This window comes from Mycobacterium venezuelense, assembly GCF_054919535.1.
This window is the reverse complement of the sequence record NZ_JBONDW010000007.1, coordinates 144,502-163,680: the sequence shown is the minus strand read 5'-3', so window position 1 is coordinate 163,680 and position 19,179 is coordinate 144,502. Positions and strand designations below refer to the sequence as shown.

The following is a 19,179-nucleotide window of genomic DNA, read 5'->3' as shown; positions in this document are numbered from 1 at the left end:
GGCCATCCCCGCTCACGCATCCGAAGCCCTCTGCCGAGAGCATATGGTCGCGATCGGGGCCTGGACTTGAGTAGTGGACTACTCGAATTTGGCAGGGACTGTCAGCCGGCGCTCTGTTCGGGCACGATGAAATCCCAGCCCGCTATGCACTTTTAAGTGGCGAGAACCTGCCGTCGTCACCGGGCGGGTAGGGCGTGGCACTCATCACAGCAGCGACTGGCAGCGGTCCGTACAGATGCGGGAACAACATCGCCTCGGGGTCCGTTGGTACACCGGGTTCCCAACGCACGGGATCGAACAGCCTGGCCGGATCGATCTGGAGTATGAGCAGATCGGTACGCCCCGCGTAGAGCCGGTTCGCCGGCAGATGCACCTGTTCAGGCGCCGAAAGGTGCACGAACCCCTGTGCGGTCAACGAGTCAGGTCGGTGCGCACCGGAGCCACGGGCGGCCTGCCACTCGTCGGCACTGCAGAGGTGAACCAGGACGCGCGGCATCGGAGGCATACTGCCAGCTTGCCTGTCGGGCAACACGTCCCGGACGTGAGACACGACACACCGGTAAACCCCTAGGGAACAAGGCCGGAACCCAAAACGTCTGACACAGTAGAGATACGCAAACCCGGCACTTTGCCGGCGTTGCGCAGAGCAGAAGACGGAGGAGCCATGAACGCAACTCTGACAAGCCCCGAGCTAACCAGAGCTGACCGCTGCGATCGTTGCGGAGCGGCAGCGCGCGTACGCGCGAAGCTGCCCTCGGGCGCCGAGCTGCTCTTCTGCCAGCACCACGCGAACGAGCACGAGGCCAAGCTCATCGAACTGGCCGCCGTGCTGGAAGTCCGCCCGGTCGACGCCTGATCGCGTCTTTGACACGCCGACTGAACAGCACCCGCCTGGGCAGGAGCACGTTTCGTCAGTAATGCTGGTCTGGTCATGACTGGCCAGCCGCTACCGGTACCACCAACACGCCACCACATTCGACATATCGCACGACGCACGTTGTCGAAAAGCTGGGACGATTCGATCTTTTCCGAATCGGCACAGGCGGCGTTTTGGTGCGCGTTGTCACTACCCCCACTGCTGTTGGGCATGCTCGGCAGCCTGGCCTACATCGCACCGCTGTTCGGCCCGGACACCCTGCCGACCATCCAGCAGCAACTGATCAATGCAGCCAACAGCTTTTTCTCCCCCAACGTCGTCGACGAGATCATCGAACCGACGATCCGCGACATCGTGAGGGGCGCTCGCGGCGAGGTCGTCTCGGTGGGTTTCGTGATATCGCTGTGGGCGGGCTCGTCGGCGGTGTCGGCGTTCGTGGATTCGATCGTGGAAGCCCACGACCAGACACCGCTGCGGCACCCGGTGCGGCAGCGGTTCTACGCCCTGGGGCTCTACGTGATCATGCTCGTGTGCGCGATCGCCGCGGCGCCGTTCGTCGCGCTGGGGCCGCGCACGATCGCCGAGCACATACCCGACAGCTGGGACCACATGCTGCGCTACGGCTACTACCCGGCGTTGTTCCTCGCGGTCATCGTCGGCGTCACGGTGCTGTACCGGGTTTCTCTGCCGAAACCGCTGCCGACGCATCGGCTGCTGCTGGGTTCGGTGCTGGCGACCGTCGTGTTTCTGGTGGCGACCGTGGGGCTGCGCATCTATCTGGGCTGGATCACCAGCACCGGATACACCTACGGTGCCCTGGCGACGCCGATCGCGTTCTTGTTGTTCGCGTTCTTCCTCGGATTCGCCGTGATGCTGGGCGCCGAACTGAACGCCGCCATTCAAGAGGAATGGCCTGCGGCGGACACCCACGCCAAACGGCTCCGGTCGTGGCTGGAGGACAAGGCCAACAACGGCGGCAGTGTGCAGGCACCGGCTCAACCGGTGCCCGACGCCGCCGACCAGCCGTCTACTTCTTGAGGGTCTCGTAGATTCGCTTGCAGTCCGGGCACACCGGTGAACCGGGCTTGGCGGCCTTCGTCACCGGAAACACCTCGCCGCAGAGTGCGACGACGTGCGTACCCATGACAGCGCTCTCGGCGATCTTGTCCTTCTTGACGTAATGGAAGTACTTAGGGGTGTCGCTGTCGGTCCCGTCGTCGACGCGTTCGTCGGCGTCGGTGCGCTCGAGGGTGTCGGTCTGCATAGCCATATTGTGCCCGGCGAAAGAATGCGGGGAAATCCAACTGCCATTGCAAGGCCCAGGTGTGGAACAGTAGAGGCATGAAACAAAGCCACGAGCTGAGTTTCGACGACGACTTCGATGGTCAAGCTCGCCCGGTCCTCATCACTCGCGCCGCGCCCGCGTACGAAGAACAACACCGCCAGCGCGTACGCAAATACCTGACGTTGATGGCGTTCCGTATACCCGCACTGATCCTGGCCGCCGTCGCCTACAGCGTCTGGGAGAACGGGTTGATCTCGCTCGCGATCATTCTGGTGTCGGTGCCGTTGCCGTGGATGGCCGTTCTGATCGCCAACGACCGTCCGCCGCGTAGCGCCGAAGAACCGCGCCGTTACGCCGGCAGCAAGAACCGCATCCCGTTGTTCCCGACAGCCGAGCGGCCGGCACTGGCACCTGGCCCGGTCGTGCCACCGCAACCGGGGACGGCGGAAACGCAGCGCGACGTTCCGAGCTGAGACGCTTCTATCGCTATTCTCAGGAGAATCTCAGGTCATCGCAAAAAAACAGCAGGTCAATAGGCATGAATCCAATCGGCAGTGGGAACTCTTCGGGGGCATGACGCGTTGTAAGTCATGACAGTTCGAGCCGATCAGGAGGCCGTCATGGCAAATGCCACCACAAGCCGCGTTGACAGCGATCTGGACGCCCAGAGCCCGGCTGCCGACCTCGTGCGCGTGTATCTGAACGGCATCGGCAAAACAGCGTTGCTCAATGCTGCCGATGAGGTAGAGCTCGCGAAGCGCATCGAGGCGGGCCTTTACGCACAACATCTGCTGGACACCAAGAAGCGTCTGGGCGAGAACCGCAAACGCGATCTCGCGACCGTCGTCCGCGACGGCGAGGCGGCCCGGCGGCATCTGCTCGAGGCCAACCTGCGCCTGGTGGTGTCACTCGCGAAGCGCTACACCGGCCGCGGTATGCCGCTGCTGGATCTGATCCAGGAGGGGAACCTGGGCCTGATCCGCGCGATGGAGAAGTTCGACTACACCAAGGGCTTCAAGTTCTCCACGTATGCCACCTGGTGGATTCGCCAGGCGATCACCCGCGGGATGGCCGACCAGAGCCGCACCATCCGACTGCCCGTCCACCTGGTCGAGCAGGTCAACAAGCTGGCCCGGATCAAGCGCGAGATGCACCAGAACCTCGGGCGGGAGGCCACCGACGAGGAGTTGGCAGCCGAGTCCGGCATTCCGGTCGACAAGATCAACGACCTGTTGGAGCACAGCCGTGATCCGGTGAGCCTCGACATGCCGGTGGGCACCGACGAGGAAGCTCCGCTGGGCGACTTCATCGAGGACTCCGAGGCCATGTCGGCGGAGAACGCCGTCATCTCCGAGCTGCTCCACACCGACATCCGCCACGTGCTCGCCACACTCGACGAGCGCGAGCAGCAGGTGATCCGCCTCCGGTTCGGTCTCGACGACGGCCAGCCTCGCACGCTCGACCAGATCGGCAAGCTCTTCGGGTTGTCCCGGGAGCGGGTCCGCCAGATCGAGCGCGAAGTGATGGCCAAGCTCCGCAACGGTGAGCGTGCCGATCGGCTCCGGTCCTACGCCAGCTAGCTGAACCCCTGGATGTGCCCGCCCGTTGATACGGGCGGGCACATTCGTGTCTGCGTGCCGACCGGGTTTGGCCCCGACTTGCAGGCGAAATCCCGGTTCGGATTGCGTGAGCGGCACCGCAATGTTGGACCTCAGTTCGGGCCGCGAGAACGGTAGACTGTGCAGTGACGTTTGGGCTGGGAAGGCGCGAATGAACGATCTTGTCGACACCACCGAGATGTACCTGCGGACCATCTACGACCTCGAGGAAGAGGGCGTGGTGCCGCTGCGTGCACGCATCGCCGAACGGCTGGACCAGAGCGGGCCGACCGTCAGCCAGACGGTTTCACGGATGGAACGCGACGGCCTGCTGCACGTCGCCGGTGACCGGCACCTGGAGTTGACCGACAAGGGCCGCTCGCTGGCCGTCGCGGTCATGCGCAAGCACCGGCTCGCCGAGCGGCTGCTGGTCGACGTCATCGGACTGCCGTGGGAAGACGTCCACGCCGAGGCGTGCCGCTGGGAGCACGTGATGAGCGAGGATGTCGAGCGCCGGCTGGTGCAGGTGCTCAACAACCCCACCACGTCGCCGTTCGGCAACCCCATCCCGGGCTTGTCCGAGCTCGGCGTCGGCGCTGCCGGGTTCGGGTCCGACGACGTCAGCCTGGTCCGGCTCACCGAATTGCCGGTCGGCCTGCCCGTCGCTGTCGTGGTCCGGCAGCTGACCGAGCACGTACAGGGCGACACCGAACTCATCGGCCGCCTCAAGGACGCCGGCGTCGTGCCCAACGCACGCGTGACCGTCGAGGCCAATGACCACGGTGGCGTGATGATCCTGATCCCGGGCCACGAACAGGTCGAGCTCCCCCACCACATGGCACATGCCGTCAAGGTGGAAAAGGTCTGATCGGGCCGCATCAGGCACCGGCCTTACGGGTCTCACCGCCGAAGGTCCGCCGCGGCGGTAACCGCACCCCGAGCCGATCCGCCTGCCGGTATCCGCTGAGCGCGAGTTCGCGGATCTGATCCGGCCGCATTCCCGACTGCAACGCGCGATCGAGCATGCCCGCCATCCGGTGGTCCGGTGCGCAGCGTAGTGCCGCATCGAGCGAAATTCCGGCCAATGGCCCGTCGCCGCGCACGTACGCCGAGAACGCCAACAACACCAATGCCTCCGCACGCCACGGGGCAGGCAGCGCGCGCGACAGTTCGACCCACAGCGATTCGGCCTGGCCTGCCAGCTCCCCGACTGCCAGCGCGTACATCGTGTCGCGCACCTGGGGATCGGTCAACGCCACCGCCAACCGGGCCAGCTCCGCATCGGCCGGGTACTGCCCGTCGGCGAGCCGGGTCGCCGACGAGAGCGCCGATTCGATGTCGGCACGCACGTCAGCCCGACGGCGCGACGGCGCCGGTGCGGGGAGACCGCCGATCACCGCCCGCATCCGCTCGCCCCGGCTCTCGTCGGGTTCGACGATCTCCTGTAGGTCGGCGCGTCGCCGATAGAGCCGACGGCCGTCGAGCACGGCCGCCACAGCTAATGGCGATGCCGACGGATCCTCGATGACACCGTGCGCGGCGCACCCGTAGGCGCAGTGCCAGCGTCCGCCGGCCGCCACACGGTCCACCACGTAAGCCGCGGTGAGCTCGATGCCGTGCAGCGACAGTGCTTCCTCGACCGTGTCGGCCAGCTCGGCGTGGATGTCGCAGCAGTGCTGGCAGTCCGCTCCGGTCTCATCGACGATGACCGCGATCGCCGCATGCGGTTGCGACGCGGCAGCCACTTCGGCAAGCTGATCGACAGCCTCCGTCAGCACCAGCGAAAGATCAAGGCGCATAACGCATCCCAATTGTCCATCGTCGATGCTCACCAGGACGAGGGATTGCTCGGGGACGAAGCCGAGCACGGCAGGTACCGCAGCGATCAATGAACCGGGGCTGCGGACGTCGAACTCCGGGATGTGGGGTGAAGGTGTCATGGCCCCAACGTGGCATCCGGCACCGTCGCCGCGTTCTCGGCGACGAGCGCAAACTCTGCGCCGGGCCGCGACCTGTGGACGAAGTCCATGTTGGGGATAACTGGACGAAACAATTGTTCACGCGCAATTTGGCGTTGCCGGCGTGCGAGAACTGAGCAACCGGCGTAGACACACTCCCATGGGTTCGATGCAGGAGTACGACCTCGTCGTCATCGGTTCCGGTCCCGGCGGTCAGCGGGCCGCCATCGCGGCGGCCAAGCTCGGCAAATCCGTCGCGGTGATCGAGCGCGGCATGATGCTCGGCGGCGTGTGCGTCAACACCGGAACGATCCCATCGAAAACGCTGCGCGAAGCCGTGGTCTATCTGACCGGGATGAACCAGCGCGAACTGTACGGGGCCAGCTACCGCGTGAAGGACAAGATCACTCCGGCCGACCTGCTCGCGCGGACGCAACACGTGATCGGCAAAGAGATCGACGTCGTGCGGTCACAACTGATGCGGAACCGCGTCGAGCTCTACACCGGGCACGGCCGGTTCGTCGACGAACACACCGTCCATGTGGAGGATCCCAGCCGAGCCGAACTGATCACCGTGCGCGGCCGCTACGTCGTGATCGCCACCGGCACCAAGCCGGCGCGTCCGGCCGGCGTGGAGTTCGACGGCGAACGCGTCCTCGACTCCGACGAGATCCTCGAACTCAAATCTCTGCCCGCCTCGATGGTCGTCGTCGGCGCCGGGGTCATCGGCATCGAGTACGCCTCGATGTTCGCCGCGCTCGGCACGAAGGTGACGGTGGTCGAGAAGCGCGGCAACATGCTCGACTTCTGTGACCCCGAGATCGTGGAGGCCCTGAAGTTCCACCTGCGCGATCTCGCGGTGACGTTCCGGTTCGGCGAGGAGGTCACGGGCGTCGACGTCGGATCGGCAGGCACCGTGACCACACTGGCCAGCGGTAAGCAGATCCCCGCCGAAACCGTCATGTACTCGGCAGGCCGTCAAGGACAAACCGACCACCTCGACCTCACCAACGCGGGGCTCGAGTCCGACAACCGGGGCCGAGTGTTCGTCGACGACAACTTCCAGACCAAGGTCGACCACATCTACGCCGTGGGTGACGTGATCGGATTCCCGGCACTCGCGGCGACCTCGATGGAACAGGGCAGGCTGGCCGCCTACCACGCGTTCGGCGAGCCCACCAAGGGCATGATGGACCTCCAGCCGATCGGCATCTACTCCATCCCCGAGGTGTCCTACGTCGGCGCGACCGAGGTGGAGCTCACAAAAGACTCGATCCCGTACGAGGTCGGGGTGTCGCGATACCGCGAGCTGGCGCGCGGCCAGATCGCCGGGGACTCATACGGCATGCTCAAGCTGCTGGTGTCCACCGAGGACCTGCGGCTGCTCGGCGTGCACATCTTCGGTACCAATGCCACCGAGATGGTGCACATCGGCCAAGCGGTGATGGGCTGTGGCGGCACGGTCGAGTACCTGGTCGACGCCGTGTTCAACTACCCGACGTTCTCCGAGGCCTACAAGGTCGCCGCCCTGGACGTCATGAACAAATTGCGGGTACTCAACCAGTTCCGCTCTTAGCAGTCGGATCCAAGAACGGTCGGGACGGTGTCGCCGTCACCGCCCGCTTCCGCACGGTGCAGCAGCCGGACGATACCGTCGTCGAACCTCGGTGAGTAGGACACGTCGTCGTCGCATCCGCCGCCGTCGAGCCCACCGACGAGTCCGGTCACCGTCGATCCGACAACCCAGGGCGCGCCGCTGAAACCGTCCCCCAGACCGGCGCACGCCAACGATGGGAAGCCTTGATGCCGTACCGAAGTCGGGCCGCGGCAAACCTGCGGACCCCCGCCCGTTCCGGTCGGGTAACCGGTCACGGTCACCGTACTGCCCTCGGCCGGCGCCGCGCCGAGCGTCAAACCCCCACCCGCCTGCTGTTGAACCGGTGCGGCACCGTCGCGAACGACCCGCGCGATGGCGAAGTCGGTCTGCGGATCCTGGTCGGCGAGCCAGCGCGGATCCAGATAGACCGCAGTCACGCGCCAGGCGTCGTCGACGCCTTGCCGGAATCCGGGGATGAAGTCGGTTTCGACACCGTCCACGAGGCAGTGGGCCGCGGTCAGGATCAGATCACCCGAGCTGCTGTCGAGGACCGCAGCCGTGCAGGTGTGCAAAGAACCGCCGCCCAAGAACAATGCGCCCACCCGCGGATCGGGCACTCCGGGCGGCGCGCTGTCGTGGGCCGGCTCCGAGTCATTACACGCCGATGCGACGACGGCCACCACGGCCGCCACCACGGCAGCCCGAACAACCCACACCCATCGATAGTGCCCGACCGGGACACGGGCGGCCCGGAATGCCGGTGCGACGATCACGCGTTCGAACCAACACGCGGGGCGGCGCGAGCCCGTCCCACGCGAATGCGCGACACTAGATGACACGGCAGGAGGTTTACGCAACGCTCTGCCGTGGCGAGGAGACGAGACGAAAATGGCCGATAGCAGCAATAACCCCGAACAGCACTACCAGCCCGACCAGAGCGGGATGTACGAGCTGGAATTTCCGGCGCCGCAGTTGACCTCGACAGATGGTCGCGGGCCGGTGCTCATCCACGCGTTGGAGGGCTTCTCCGACGCCGGCCACGCGATCCGGCTTGCCGCCGAACACCTCAAGAACACCCTCGACACCGAACTGGTGGCATCGTTCGCCATCGACGAACTGCTCGACTACCGGTCCCGCAGGCCGCTGATGACGTTCAAGACCGACCATTTCACGGGCTACGAAGAACCCGAACTCAACCTGTACGCACTGCACGACAGCGTCGGTACGCCGTTTCTTCTGCTCGCCGGCCTCGAACCGGATCTGCGCTGGGAGCGATTCATCACCGCCGTGCGCCTGCTCGCCGAGCAGCTCGGCGTACGTCAGGTGATCGGCCTTGGCACCATCCCCATGGCGGTACCGCACACCAGACCGGTCACGTTGACCGCACACGCCAACAACAAGGAGCTCATCTCCGACCACACCCCATGGGTCGGCGAGGTGCAGGTTCCGGCCAGCGTGTCCAACCTTCTGGAGTTCCGCATGGCCCAGCACGGGCACGAGGTGGTCGGTTTCACGGTGCACGTTCCGCACTATCTTGCGCAGACGGCATATCCGCCCGCCGCCGAGGCCCTCCTGGCCGAGGTGTCCAGGACGGGTTCGCTGCAGTTGCCGCTGGCCGCACTCTCCGAGGCGGGCGCCGACGTGTACTCCAAGATCAACGAGCAGGTCGAGGCCAGCGCCGAAGTCGCTCAAGTGGTGACCGCACTGGAGCGACAGTACGATGCTTTCGTTGCCGCACAGGAGAATCGGTCTCTGCTGGCACGCGACGAGGAACTGCCCAGCGGTGACGAGCTGGGCGCGGAGTTCGAGAAGTTCCTCGCCCAGCAGGCCGGCGAGAAGTTCAAGGAAGACAAGTACCGGGACGGACATTCTGAAGGGTTCGGAGACGGATTCCCACATGGCGACAACCACTGACAGCAGCCCGGAGCCGGGCCGACATCGAGGTTGGCGAACATGACCGAACGCAAACCCAACCTGCGGACCGTGCGAGAGGTCACGCCGACACTCGAGTTCCGCACGATCCACGGCTACCGTCGCGCCTTTCGGACCGCGGGATCGGGCCCGGCGATCCTGTTGATCCACGGCATCGGTGACAACTCGACGACGTGGCATACGGTGCAGTCCACGCTGGCTCAGCGGTTCACCGTGATCGCCCCCGACCTCCTCGGGCACGGACGCTCGGACAAGCCGCGAGCCGACTACTCCGTCGCGGCTTACGCAAACGGCATGCGGGATTTGCTGAGCGTGCTCGACATCGACCGGGTGACCGTGGTCGGCCATTCGCTCGGGGGCGGCGTCGCAATGCAATTCGCCTACCAGTTCCCTCAGTTGGTCGACCGCTTGATTTTGGTCGGTGCCGGCGGGGTCACCAAGGACGTCAACGTGGCCCTGCGGATCGCGTCGCTGCCGATGGGCAGTGAAGCCCTCGCGCTGCTGCGCCTGCCGCTGATGCTGCCGGCACTTCAGGTTTTCGGACGCGCTGTCGGGACCGTGTTCGGATCGACCGGCGTAGGCCGCGACATCCCGGACATGTTGCGCATACTGGCCGATCTACCCGAGCCGACGGCGTCCTCGGCGTTCGCCCGCACGCTGCGCGCGGTGGTCGACTGGCGCGGCCAGGTGGTTACCATGCTGGATCGCTGTTACCTGACCGAATCCGTTCCCGTGCAGTTGATCTGGGGCGAATCCGATTCCGTGATCCCCGTCAGCCACGCCCGGATGGCACACGCGGCAATGCCCGGTTCCCAGTTGGAGATCTTCAAGGGGTCCGGGCATTTCCCGTTCCACGACGATCCCGATCGGTTCGTCGAGGTGGTCGAGCGCTTCATCGACTCCACCGAACCGGCCGTCTACGACCAGGAGATGCTTCGCAGCCTGCTGCGCACGGGGCTCAGCGAATCCACGATCAGCGGCCCGCTCGACACGCAGGTGGCAGTGCTTGAAGCGATGGGCGGCGACGAGCGCAGCGCGACCTGACCTTCGTGGGGCGCCCCTGCCGGAGGGTCATCACGACGTAGCATCGGTCTATGGCCATCGACGTGACCGTGTTGCGTGTGTTCACCGATTCTGACGGCAAATTCGGCAATCCACTCGGCGTAGTGGACAACAGCACGGTGACACCCACGGATCGCCAGCGGATCGCCACCGAATTGGGTTATAGCGAAACGATATTCATCGATCTACCGCAGCCGGGCGGCACGTCGGCGCATGCGCACATCTACACCCCGGCCGCCGAGATACCGTTCGCGGGACATCCCACGGTCGGCGCATCGTGGTGGCTGCGCGACATCGGTACACCGATCCACACCCTGCAGGTTCCGGCGGGGATCGTGCAGGTCTCCTACGACGACGACGTCGCCGCCATCAGTGCACGCTCGGAATGGGCGCCCGAGGTCGCCATTCACGACCTGCCCTCCACCGACGAGCTGTTCGCCGCGGAGCCCGACGACTATGCCGACGATGTCGAGCACTACCTGTGGACCTGGGTCGACCGGGAAGAGGGCGTCCTTCGGTCGCGGGTGTTCGCTGCCAATCTCGGCATTCCCGAAGACGAAGCCACCGGCTCGGCGGCCGTTCGCATGACCGACTACTTGAGCCGTGACCTCACGATCATCCAGGGCAAAGGTTCAGTGATCGAAACTCGATGGAGCCCCGAAGGATGGGTACGCGTAGCCGGTCGGGTGGCCAACGACGGCACCACGCAGCTCGATTGAGCCGCCGCTAGCTGCGGTGCGCCCGCAACGCCTCGATCTCGCGCTCGAAATCCTCGGCCGACGAGAACGACCGGTAGACCGATGCGAACCGCAGGTAGGCCACTTCATCGAGCTCACGTAACGGCCCCAGGATTGCCAGCCCGACCTCGTGACTCGGGATCTCCGGGGTGCCCAGCCCGCGCACGGCGTCTTCGACCTTCTGCGCCAGCACGTTCAATGCGTCGTCGTCGACTTGCCGCCCTTGGCAGGCCCGCCGCACGCCCCGGATGACCTTCTCCCGGCTGAACGGCTCGCTGACGCCGCTTCGCTTGACCACGGCCAACACGGCCGTCTCGACCGTGGTGAACCGGCGGCCACATTCCGGGCAGGACCGGCGACGGCGGATTGCCTGGCCTTCATCGGTCTCCCGGGAATCCACCACTCGGGAGTCAGGGTGACGGCAGAACGGACAGTGCATCACCGCTCCTTCGTCACGCCGCCAGACAACTAGTTCGAGCGCCCTTGAGCGTACCCGCGCGACTTTCGGATAGGTCACCGCCGGGTCCAATGGTGCGTACGTCGCGGCACCAAAAGTCAGTGCGCTTGCCCGCCAGGACGTTTCATCGCTCATCTCTCAGCTCAGCCAATTGGGGCGATGAGGGTCTGACCGGCCTCGACTGCAGCCGACTCGAGTTGGTTGAGATCGCGAATCTGCTGCACCACCTGGCCGACCGGAGCGTCAGGCGCGACGCGCCGGGCCACGTGCTGCAACGTCTCACCCGACTGAACCTGAACCACCGCCAGCTCGCTGGGTACCGACTCGGCAGGCCCCATCACGCCGCCCAACTGCGCCACCAGGCCGAGCCACACCGTGATCCCCGCCGCGACGAGCGCGAGCATGACCGTCGTGATGGGGGTGATGGGACGCCGGCGATGCGAGGCCCGCGACATCAGCACTCCGGTTCCGCGATGCCGCAGTGCCGCTCCATTCGGGCGCTCCGGGCGCGGCCCCGAAACCGGGCGGTGAGCGTTGGCCCGCACGCGGTACCGGCGCGGCATGGGCTCGACAGCGGCGCGGAAAGCACTGTCACGGCGTTCGGTGGGGATCTCGAGGATGGCCATCTGTCTGCCTTTCGGTCCGGCGTATTCGCTCCTGTGTTCGAATATAGTCGCTCACATGTTCGATTAGTAGAACGTGTGATCGAACTGTTGCCAAACGATAGAGCGGGGTACCGACAAGTTCGGCCGGGCAACCGACGGCAGCCCGCCGGCAGGCGACATGCCCGACACGCGTCGAACACATGTTTGATTATCTTGCGTCAGGCGACTACATTCGGCGCCATGAGCGACGACAGCAGCGACATCACGGACGGCAGCACCGACAGCCCGGCCGGGACCGAGGGCGCCGGTCGTCCTCGCGCGGTCGACGGCGGCCTCACCGAGCGCCAGCGCACCATTCTCGAGGTCATCCGCGCGTCGGTCACCAGTCGCGGCTACCCGCCGAGCATCCGTGAGATCGGCGATGCCGTCGGTCTGACATCAACCTCGTCGGTCGCTCACCAGTTGCGCACCCTGGAGCGCAAAGGTTATCTGCGTCGCGACCCCAACCGCCCCCGTGCGGTCGACGTTCGAGCCGCCGACGATCCGGCGACCCCATTGGTGTCCACCGACGTGGCCGGGTCAGATTCACTGCCCGAACCCACGTTCGTGCCCGTCCTCGGCCGCATTGCCGCAGGCGGGCCGATTCTGGCCGAGGAAGCCGTCGAAGATGTCTTCCCACTGCCTCGCGAACTCGTCGGCGAAGGCTCGTTGTTCCTACTCAAGGTCGTCGGCGATTCGATGGTCGACGCGGCCATCTGCGACGGCGACTGGGTCGTGGTACGTCAGCAGAACGTCGCCGACAACGGCGACATCGTCGCGGCCATGATCGACGGCGAAGCAACCGTCAAGACCTTCAAGCGCACCCGCGGTCAGGTCTGGCTCATGCCGCACAACCCGGCGTACGACCCGATCCCGGGCAACGACGCAGCCGTGCTCGGCAAGGTCGTCACGGTCATCCGCAAGATCTGAGCGACGGCCCAGGCTCACTCAGTCGGCGCGTACAAAGCCGTTCGTACGTGCGAACTCCTCACTCGCGAACCAGATCTCAGCGATCGCGTCGTCATACTGGCTGCTGTCCGGCGACCAGTACAAGCCCGATTTCGTATCCGCTTTTATCGGATAGCCCTGGGGCGCCCGCTGCGGGTCGTCGAGCGGCAGATGAATGGCGGTGGCGCTTGGCACCGGTTCATCGAGTTCGATCGCGGCATGCCGACCACTGGGCGGCCCGCTGCTACGGAGATCGGCTTCTGTCACCACACGTGTCGGCGCGGTGTCGATGTCGTCCTGGTCGTCGTTGGCACTGAACGCCGCAGCGGCGGGCACGCCCGCGATCAGGCTGCTCGGGATCCCCGGCGCGGGACGCAGATTCTGATCCTCCCGCTGGAGGTCTCCCACTTCGTCGAGGTCGTCCTCGTCGTCGAAGTCCGCCTCGTCGTCGAGCCGATCCTGCTCATCGAGATCGCCGATGTCCTCGAGATCCTCGTCCTCGTCGAGCTCGTCACCATCGACGAATTCGTCGCGGTCGTCGTACTCGTCCTCGTCGAAGTCCTCTTCGTCGCTATGGGTGTCGACGAGCTCAGCCGATTCTTCCGGCAGTTCGTCCTCATCGTCTTCACGCGATCCGAAACCGCCGGGCGCCGCCCACTGACTCACCGGCATCGACGCGTCGGTGGGCCCGTCGAACGGGGATTCGCCGGTAGCCGTGTCGCGGTAGGGCTCGGCGACCAACCGCGATGTCGGGGTTTCGGCACCCTGGTAGTCCGCCGTCGGCTGATACGGGCTGGTGCGATCCCCACCCCTGTCGTCGGCATAGGTGTCGTCCGCGAAGCGACTCTCGTCGTAGTGCGACGACTCATAACGACCTTCGTCGTAGTCGCGTCCCGGATAGCGATCGTCGTCGTCGTAGTGATCGTCGCCGAACGGGTCGTGGTCGAAGCCGTCGTCGTCACGGTCGCGGCGCCGATGCCACAGTGCGGCGCCGACGATCAGCCCGGCGAGCAACAGAACCGGGATCAGTGCGAGCAGCCACCACCAGTTCCACTGCCACGAGAACGGCTTCGACTCGTTGTCATCGGACGCCTGCGGGCTGCCGGCTTGCGGCGATTGCGTCAGGCCGGGGATCTCGAGCCCGGCCAGTTCAGTTGCGAGATTGGGCGGCTCGGTCGTGAACGTGTTGTCCGAGCGGTCCCACGAGATCGCGCCACCGCTGAACCGCTGTGTCACGACACTGCCGTCCTCGGTCTGATCGGCCATCGGCGCGCCCAGTGTGCCGGTCGCTCCCCCGAGCTTCTCCCAAGCAGCGTTCATGGCGCCGCGGACGATCACCGCGCCGTAGTCGGGCGTCCAGAAGATCACCGGCTTGTCCGCAGCGGCGAACGTGCTGACCCGGCTGTTCGGTCCGAGCCCGCCTTCGGTCTCGCTGCTCGTCGGGAAGCCAAGATCGCCCTGCGGGCCGCCGACGCTCTCGTACTTCTCCAGCACCTGGCCCGTCACGACGTTGGCACCGGTTTCGGGACTGTAGAAGATCTTGCCGCCGGCGAAGTTCTGGCCGAGACCGCCCGCGTTGCCGATCGGATACTGGTCACCGTCCTTGGCGCCGAGCGGACCGAGCGCTCCGCCTGCGGCCCGCCGCGCCGCATCGATCGCCGACGTCGGATCGTCGGGCACCTGCAGGCCCGCCAGCTGATCGACCAATTCCGGCGGAACGGTGGTGAACGCCTTGGTCTTACGGTTCCATGACAGCTCGCCGGCCGTGAACTTCTGGGAGACGACATCACCGTCGTACGTTTCGTCCTCGGCAGGTACGCCGAGTACGCCGGCCGACCCGCCGAGTTTGTCCCATGCGGCGTTGATGGCGCCGCGCACGACCCTCGCACCGGTGGCGGGGGTCCAGAAGATCACCGGCTTGTCGGCCGCGCTGAATGTTGAGTTCCGGCTGTCGGGTGCGCGGCCCGCGCCCTCGTCGATCGTGGGAAACCCGAGATCACCATCGGCCGGGCCGCCCAGCGACTCGTATTTCTCCAGGATCGCGCCTTGCACGTAATGCGCGCCCGTATCGGGCGTGAAGAACATCTTGCCTGCGGCGAAGTTCTGACCGAAGCCCGGCCCGACGGCGTAGACGCCACCTTGGCGGGCACCAAGCGGGCCACCGTCACCGCCGCTCACATCCCAGGCGGAGGTGATTGCGGCGTCGGCGTCCGATTCCGGGGTTGCCGACGCGGTCGGCGCCAACAGACCCGCGAGCCCCACCGCAAGCACGCCGACTGTCATCCGCCGAACGGCCGTGTTCAGCCTCGCACCCGGCCTCGTCATGCACCCTCCGCTCATTCGGCAAAGTTCCCCACACAGGGTTCACCTGAAAACATCCCGCCCGACAACTTTGCGTCAGTACGAGACGATAACCAAGGGACATGGCCGTACTAGGCCAAAAAACCCGCGAAACCTGCGTCATAGGGCCCCAAGACCCGGCTTCGCGGGGAATTTTGACGCCTAAACCCCGAGGCTGCGCCCGATGATCTCCTTCATGATCTCAGTGGTGCCGCCGTAGATGGTCTGCACCCGGGCATCGAGGTAGGCCCGAGCCACCGGGTACTCGCGCATGTAGCCGTATCCCCCGTGCAGCTGCAGGCAGCGGTCGATGAGCTCCACCTGCTTCTCGGTGGAGTACCACTTGGCCATCGCGGCCTGTTCGACCGTCAGCTCGTCGGTCAGATGCAGCCGGATGAACTCGTCGACCATCATGCGGACCACGGTCGCCTCGGTCGCCAGCTCGGCCAGCAGGAACCTGCTGTTCTGGAAGCTTCCGATCGGCTTGCCGAACGCCTTGCGTTCCTTGGTGTACTGCAGCGTCTGCTCCAGGACCGCCTCCATCGCCGCTGCGGCCATGATGGCGATCGAGATGCGCTCCTGCGGCAGGTTCTGCATGAGGTAGACGAAGCCCTGGCCTTCTTCGCCCAGCAGGTTCTCGACGGGGACCTTGACGTCGGTGAAGGACAGTTCGGCGGTGTCCTGGGCTTCCAGGCCGATCTTGTCCAGGTGCCGACCGCGTTCGAAGCCCTCCATGCCGCGCTCGACGACGAGCAGCGAGAAGCCGAGCGCGCCTTTGTCCGGATCGGTCTGGGCCACCACGATCACGAAGTCGGAATGGATTCCGTTGGTGATGAACGTCTTCGATCCGTTGAGGATGTAGTGGTCACCCTCTTTGACCGCACGCGTCTTGATGCCCTGCAGGTCACTGCCGGTTCCAGGCTCGGTCATCGCGATCGCCGTGATCAACTCGCCGGTGCAGAACTTCGGCAGCCAGCGCTGCTTCTGCTCCTCGTTGGCCAGCCGCAGCAGATAGGGCGCGACGACGTCGTTGTGCAGGCTGAAGCCGATGCCGCTGTAGCGGCCGGCGACCGTCTCCTCGCAGACGATGGTGTTGTAGCGGAAGTCGGGGTTGCCGCCACCGCCGTACTCCTCGGGCACCGCCATGCCGAGGAAGCCCTGCTTACCCGCCTCTAGCCAGACGCCGCGGTCGACGATCTTGTCCTTCTCCCACTCGTCGTGATACGGCGCGACATGGCGCTCCAGGAAGGCCCGGTATGACTCGCGGAACAGTTCGTGCTCGGCATCGAAAAGCGTGCGCTGGTATTTCACCGCACTACCCATGGTGTGACCTCCGGTACTGGGTTGTGGACTTGTGGGCCAACCTATACCAACCGGATGGTTGGTCGCAGCTGGGTCAACTGCGTGTGGAGAGCGGCGGCGGCGCGGACCGTAAACTGCGGCCATGCGCCAAAGCCCCACGAGCCTCGCGCACTGGGGTGCGTTCAGCGCAGACATCGCGGCGGGAGACATCGCCGCCGTCACCCCGCTGCCCGGCGACGCCGACCCCTCGCCGCTGCTGGGAAACCTGCCCGGGTCGATTCGGCACCGTTCACGTATCGCCGGGCCCGCGGTGCGGCGGGGCTGGCTGCGCGACGGACCCGGACCCAGCCACGAACGCGGCGCCGACGAATACGTCGCGGTGTCGTGGGACGAGCTGACCGAACTACTCGCCGGCGAGCTGCGCCGCGTCGTCGACACCCACGGCAATGAGGCGATCTACGGCGGCTCGTACGGCTGGGCCAGCGCCGGGCGATTCCACCACGCACAGAGCCAGGTGCACCGCTTCCTGAAAATGCTTGGTGGATATACCTCTTCTCGCCACTCCTACAGCCTTGGGGCTACCGGGGTCATCATGCCCCGCGTGGTCGGAACACATGACGATCTGTTCAAGCGCTCGACGCAGTGGGATGTCATCGTCGAGCACACCGATCTACTGGTGTGCTTCGGGGGCATCGCGCTGAAGAACACCGGCACCAACCATGGCGGCACCACGGCGCATCCGACCCGCGACGCCCTGCGCCGGTTCCGCGATCGCGGTGGGCGGATCGTGTCAGTCAGCCCGCTGCGCGACGATGTCGACGGCGAGTGCCGTTGGCTGGCACCGGTTCCCGGCACCGACGTGGCGGTGATGCTCGGCCTGGCTTATGTCCTGGCGACCGAGGGCCTGGCCGACCGAGACTTCCTGGCGACCTACTGCACCGGATACGAGCGGTTCGAGCGCTATCTGCTCGGGCGCGACGACGGCATCGCGAAGACACCGGAGTGGGCCGCGCGGATCAGCGGCCTGGCGGCCGACGAACTGACCGCACTGGCCCGGCAGATGGCGACCGCACGCACGATCGTGACGGTCAGCTGGTCGCTGCAGCGCGTCCGGCACGGCGAGCAAGCCCCGTGGATGGGGCTGACACTGGCCGCGATGCTGGGCCAGATCGGTTTGCCCGGAGGCGGTTTCGGCCACGGATACGGGTCGATGAACGAGCCGGGGCTGGCACCCCTACGCTGCCGGCTGCCCGCACTTCCGCAGGGGCTGAACCCCGTACGGACATTCATCCCCGTCGCCGCGATCTCGGACATGCTGCTGCACCCGGGTGAGTCGTACGACTACAACGGACTGCGACTGACGTATCCCGACATCAAATGCGTGTACTGGGCCGGCGGCAACCCTTTTCACCACCATCAGAACATCCCGCGGCTGCGCCGGGCGCTGGCCCGCGTCGACACCATCGTGGTGCACGACCCCTACTGGACCGCGATGGCCAAACACGCCGACATCGTCGTGCCGTCGACCACCGCCTACGAGCGTGAGGACTTCTCGGGTTCGCGCAACGACCCCCTGATGGTGGCGATGCGCGCATTGGCCGACCCGTACGCGCAGTCCCGCGACGACTACACCACGTTCGCTGCTCTCGCCGACCGGCTCGGCTTCGGTGAGCAGTTCACCGAGGGCCGCACCGCACGGCAGTGGTTGGCCCACCTGTACGAAAAGTGGGCGGCCGAACTGGATTTCGAAGTTCCCGACTTCGACGGGTTCTGGGATGCCGGCCACCTGCGGCTGCCGACCGAGCCGGGCCTGACGTTGTTCGGCGATTTCCGGGCGGACCCGCAGACTCACCGCCTCGGCACACCGAGCGGGCGCATCGAGATCTTCTCCGAGGACATCGACGGCTTCGGATACGACGACTGCGCGGGCCATCCGCGTTGGTACGAACCGAGCGAATGGCTGGGCGGTGCGCGTGCCAAGGCCTACCCGTTGCATCTGCTGGCCAACCAGCCCGCCTCGCGGCTGCACAGCCAGCTCGACGGCGGCGCCGTCAGCCAGACGTCGAAAGTGCAAGGGCGCGAACCCATCCGGATGCACCCACGCGACGCCGCCGCACGCGGACTGGCCGACGGCGACGTGGTTCGAGTGTTCAACGACCGCGGAGCCTGCCTGGCGGGCGTCACGCTCGACGACCGGCTGCGGCGCGACGTGGTGCAGCTGTCGACCGGGGCCTGGTTCGACCCGGCGGATCCGGCCGACCCGGACGCGATGTGCGTGCACGGCAACCCGAACGTCCTGACCGACGACGTCGGAACCTCCTCGCTTGCGCGCGGCTGCACCGGCGCCCATGTGCTCGTGCAGGTCGAGAAGTTCGATCAACCGCTTCCGCCCGTGCGTGCCCACGAGCCACCGGTGATCGCGCAGCGGTAATCTCCGCGTTT

General features: G+C 66.0%; 19 protein-coding genes. 11 read left to right on the top strand and 8 right to left on the bottom strand.

What is annotated here, in order from left to right:
• Positions 1-142: 142 nt before the first annotated feature.
• Complete coding sequence (locus ACRCUN_RS13790; protein WP_462142199.1) at positions 143-505, bottom strand: DUF952 domain-containing protein; 363 nt, start codon at positions 503-505, stop codon at positions 143-145.
• A 159-nt stretch (positions 506-664) separates the two neighbouring features.
• On the opposite strand from ACRCUN_RS13790, the gene ACRCUN_RS13785 reads away from it, so the two are divergent.
• Both ACRCUN_RS13785 and ACRCUN_RS13780 read left to right on the top strand, forming a co-directional pair.
• A complete protein-coding gene (locus tag ACRCUN_RS13785) occupies positions 665-856 on the top strand; it encodes a DUF7455 domain-containing protein (RefSeq protein ID WP_462142198.1) in 192 nt (63 codons plus the stop codon).
• Between the two features lie 75 nt (positions 857-931).
• Positions 932-1,915 carry a YihY/virulence factor BrkB family protein gene (locus tag ACRCUN_RS13780; RefSeq protein ID WP_462142197.1) on the top strand — a complete coding sequence of 328 codons (984 nt, stop codon included), beginning with the start codon at positions 932-934 and terminating at the stop codon, positions 1,913-1,915.
• On the opposite strand, the gene ACRCUN_RS13775 is transcribed toward ACRCUN_RS13780, so the two are convergent.
• Positions 1,905-2,141 carry a DUF3039 domain-containing protein gene (locus ACRCUN_RS13775; RefSeq protein WP_067851152.1) on the bottom strand — a complete coding sequence of 79 codons (237 nt, stop codon included), beginning with the start codon at positions 2,139-2,141 and terminating at the stop codon, positions 1,905-1,907. The two genes, ACRCUN_RS13780 and ACRCUN_RS13775, sit on opposite strands and share 11 nt — an antisense overlap.
• Before the next feature lie 77 nt (positions 2,142-2,218).
• Here ACRCUN_RS13775 and ACRCUN_RS13770 point away from each other — a divergent pair, with 77 nt between their 5' ends.
• From ACRCUN_RS13770 to ACRCUN_RS13760, 3 genes are all read left to right on the top strand, one after another.
• Positions 2,219-2,635, top strand: a complete 417-nt coding sequence (locus ACRCUN_RS13770; protein ID WP_462142196.1) for a DUF3099 domain-containing protein — start codon at positions 2,219-2,221, stop codon at positions 2,633-2,635.
• A gap of 117 nt (positions 2,636-2,752) precedes the next feature.
• Positions 2,753-3,742, top strand: a complete 990-nt coding sequence (gene sigB / locus ACRCUN_RS13765; RefSeq protein ID WP_462142195.1) for a sigma-70 family RNA polymerase sigma factor SigB — start codon at positions 2,753-2,755, stop codon at positions 3,740-3,742.
• 190 nt (positions 3,743-3,932) lie between these two features.
• Positions 3,933-4,628 carry an iron-dependent transcriptional repressor DtxR gene (locus ACRCUN_RS13760; RefSeq protein WP_462142194.1) on the top strand — a complete coding sequence of 232 codons (696 nt, stop codon included), beginning with the start codon at positions 3,933-3,935 and terminating at the stop codon, positions 4,626-4,628.
• A gap of 10 nt (positions 4,629-4,638) precedes the next feature.
• On the opposite strand, the gene ACRCUN_RS13755 is transcribed toward ACRCUN_RS13760, so the two are convergent.
• Positions 4,639-5,700, bottom strand: a complete 1,062-nt coding sequence (locus ACRCUN_RS13755; protein ID WP_462142193.1) for a DUF4192 domain-containing protein — start codon at positions 5,698-5,700, stop codon at positions 4,639-4,641.
• Positions 5,701-5,887: 187 nt separating this feature from the next.
• On the opposite strand from ACRCUN_RS13755, the gene sthA reads away from it, so the two are divergent.
• Entirely contained in the window at positions 5,888-7,294 is a 1,407-nt protein-coding gene (sthA, locus tag ACRCUN_RS13750; protein WP_462142364.1) for a Si-specific NAD(P)(+) transhydrogenase, read from the top strand.
• Here sthA and ACRCUN_RS13745 read toward each other — a convergent pair.
• On the bottom strand, positions 7,291-8,088 hold the full coding sequence (locus tag ACRCUN_RS13745) for a trypsin-like serine peptidase (protein WP_462142192.1): 798 nt from the start codon (positions 8,086-8,088) through the stop codon (positions 7,291-7,293). The genes sthA and ACRCUN_RS13745 overlap by 4 nt on opposite strands.
• A 115-nt stretch (positions 8,089-8,203) precedes the next feature.
• Here ACRCUN_RS13745 and ACRCUN_RS13740 point away from each other — a divergent pair, with 115 nt between their 5' ends.
• From ACRCUN_RS13740 to ACRCUN_RS13730, 3 genes are read left to right on the top strand one after another with little or no spacing between them, the layout of a single operon-like run.
• Positions 8,204-9,229 carry a proteasome assembly chaperone family protein gene (locus ACRCUN_RS13740; RefSeq protein WP_462142191.1) on the top strand — a complete coding sequence of 342 codons (1,026 nt, stop codon included), beginning with the start codon at positions 8,204-8,206 and terminating at the stop codon, positions 9,227-9,229.
• 39 nt (positions 9,230-9,268) lie between these two features.
• Complete coding sequence (locus ACRCUN_RS13735) at positions 9,269-10,291, top strand: alpha/beta fold hydrolase (protein ID WP_462142190.1); 1,023 nt, start codon at positions 9,269-9,271, stop codon at positions 10,289-10,291.
• Between the two features lie 50 nt (positions 10,292-10,341).
• Positions 10,342-11,028 carry a PhzF family protein gene (locus ACRCUN_RS13730; protein ID WP_462142189.1) on the top strand — a complete coding sequence of 229 codons (687 nt, stop codon included), beginning with the start codon at positions 10,342-10,344 and terminating at the stop codon, positions 11,026-11,028.
• A gap of 7 nt (positions 11,029-11,035) precedes the next feature.
• On the opposite strand, the gene nrdR is transcribed toward ACRCUN_RS13730, so the two are convergent.
• A complete protein-coding gene (gene nrdR, locus ACRCUN_RS13725) occupies positions 11,036-11,485 on the bottom strand; it encodes a transcriptional regulator NrdR (protein WP_462142363.1) in 450 nt (149 codons plus the stop codon).
• 161 nt (positions 11,486-11,646) lie between these two features.
• Entirely contained in the window at positions 11,647-12,129 is a 483-nt protein-coding gene (locus tag ACRCUN_RS13720; RefSeq protein WP_462142188.1) for a LysM peptidoglycan-binding domain-containing protein, read from the bottom strand.
• Positions 12,130-12,348: 219 nt separating this feature from the next.
• On the opposite strand from ACRCUN_RS13720, the gene lexA reads away from it, so the two are divergent.
• Positions 12,349-13,077: a transcriptional repressor LexA gene (lexA, locus tag ACRCUN_RS13715; protein WP_462142187.1), complete on the top strand. Its 729-nt coding sequence runs from the start codon at positions 12,349-12,351 to the stop codon at positions 13,075-13,077.
• 18 nt (positions 13,078-13,095) lie between these two features.
• Here the strand turns inward: lexA and ACRCUN_RS13710 are convergent, their stop codons facing one another.
• Together ACRCUN_RS13710 and ACRCUN_RS13705 are read right to left on the bottom strand one after the other, a co-directional pair.
• The gene (locus tag ACRCUN_RS13710; RefSeq protein ID WP_462142186.1) at positions 13,096-15,420 is read right to left on the bottom strand and encodes an LGFP repeat-containing protein; all 2,325 of its coding nucleotides are present in this window, start codon (positions 15,418-15,420) and stop codon (positions 13,096-13,098) included.
• A gap of 177 nt (positions 15,421-15,597) precedes the next feature.
• On the bottom strand, positions 15,598-16,758 hold the full coding sequence (locus ACRCUN_RS13705; protein ID WP_462142185.1) for an acyl-CoA dehydrogenase family protein: 1,161 nt from the start codon (positions 16,756-16,758) through the stop codon (positions 15,598-15,600).
• A 121-nt stretch (positions 16,759-16,879) separates the two neighbouring features.
• Here ACRCUN_RS13705 and ACRCUN_RS13700 point away from each other — a divergent pair, with 121 nt between their 5' ends.
• The gene (locus tag ACRCUN_RS13700; RefSeq protein WP_462142184.1) at positions 16,880-19,168 is read left to right on the top strand and encodes a molybdopterin guanine dinucleotide-containing S/N-oxide reductase; all 2,289 of its coding nucleotides are present in this window, start codon (positions 16,880-16,882) and stop codon (positions 19,166-19,168) included.
• The last annotated feature ends 11 nt before the right edge of the window (positions 19,169-19,179 follow it).

Excerpts from the sequence above, each read along its gene's own strand:
- ACRCUN_RS13710 (WP_462142186.1), bottom strand. The coding sequence starts at position 15,420 with ATGACGAGGCCGGGTGCGAGGCTGAACACGGCCGTTCGGCGGATGACA.
- ACRCUN_RS13790 (WP_462142199.1), bottom strand. The coding sequence starts at position 505 with ATGCCTCCGATGCCGCGCGTCCTGGTTCACCTCTGCAGTGCCGACGAG.
- lexA (WP_462142187.1), top strand. The coding sequence starts at position 12,349 with ATGAGCGACGACAGCAGCGACATCACGGACGGCAGCACCGACAGCCCG.
- ACRCUN_RS13785 (WP_462142198.1), top strand. The coding sequence starts at position 665 with ATGAACGCAACTCTGACAAGCCCCGAGCTAACCAGAGCTGACCGCTGC.
- ACRCUN_RS13720 (WP_462142188.1), bottom strand. The coding sequence starts at position 12,129 with ATGGCCATCCTCGAGATCCCCACCGAACGCCGTGACAGTGCTTTCCGC.
- ACRCUN_RS13775 (WP_067851152.1), bottom strand. The coding sequence starts at position 2,141 with ATGCAGACCGACACCCTCGAGCGCACCGACGCCGACGAACGCGTCGAC.
- ACRCUN_RS13730 (WP_462142189.1), top strand. The coding sequence starts at position 10,342 with ATGGCCATCGACGTGACCGTGTTGCGTGTGTTCACCGATTCTGACGGC.
- sigB (WP_462142195.1), top strand. The coding sequence starts at position 2,753 with ATGACAGTTCGAGCCGATCAGGAGGCCGTCATGGCAAATGCCACCACA.
- sthA (WP_462142364.1), top strand. The coding sequence starts at position 5,888 with ATGCAGGAGTACGACCTCGTCGTCATCGGTTCCGGTCCCGGCGGTCAG.
- ACRCUN_RS13780 (WP_462142197.1), top strand. The coding sequence starts at position 932 with ATGACTGGCCAGCCGCTACCGGTACCACCAACACGCCACCACATTCGA.
- ACRCUN_RS13755 (WP_462142193.1), bottom strand. The coding sequence starts at position 5,700 with ATGACACCTTCACCCCACATCCCGGAGTTCGACGTCCGCAGCCCCGGT.
- ACRCUN_RS13760 (WP_462142194.1), top strand. The coding sequence starts at position 3,933 with ATGAACGATCTTGTCGACACCACCGAGATGTACCTGCGGACCATCTAC.
- nrdR (WP_462142363.1), bottom strand. The coding sequence starts at position 11,485 with ATGCACTGTCCGTTCTGCCGTCACCCTGACTCCCGAGTGGTGGATTCC.
- ACRCUN_RS13700 (WP_462142184.1), top strand. The coding sequence starts at position 16,880 with ATGCGCCAAAGCCCCACGAGCCTCGCGCACTGGGGTGCGTTCAGCGCA.
- ACRCUN_RS13740 (WP_462142191.1), top strand. The coding sequence starts at position 8,204 with ATGGCCGATAGCAGCAATAACCCCGAACAGCACTACCAGCCCGACCAG.
- ACRCUN_RS13735 (WP_462142190.1), top strand. The coding sequence starts at position 9,269 with ATGACCGAACGCAAACCCAACCTGCGGACCGTGCGAGAGGTCACGCCG.
- ACRCUN_RS13770 (WP_462142196.1), top strand. The coding sequence starts at position 2,219 with ATGAAACAAAGCCACGAGCTGAGTTTCGACGACGACTTCGATGGTCAA.
- ACRCUN_RS13705 (WP_462142185.1), bottom strand. The coding sequence starts at position 16,758 with ATGGGTAGTGCGGTGAAATACCAGCGCACGCTTTTCGATGCCGAGCAC.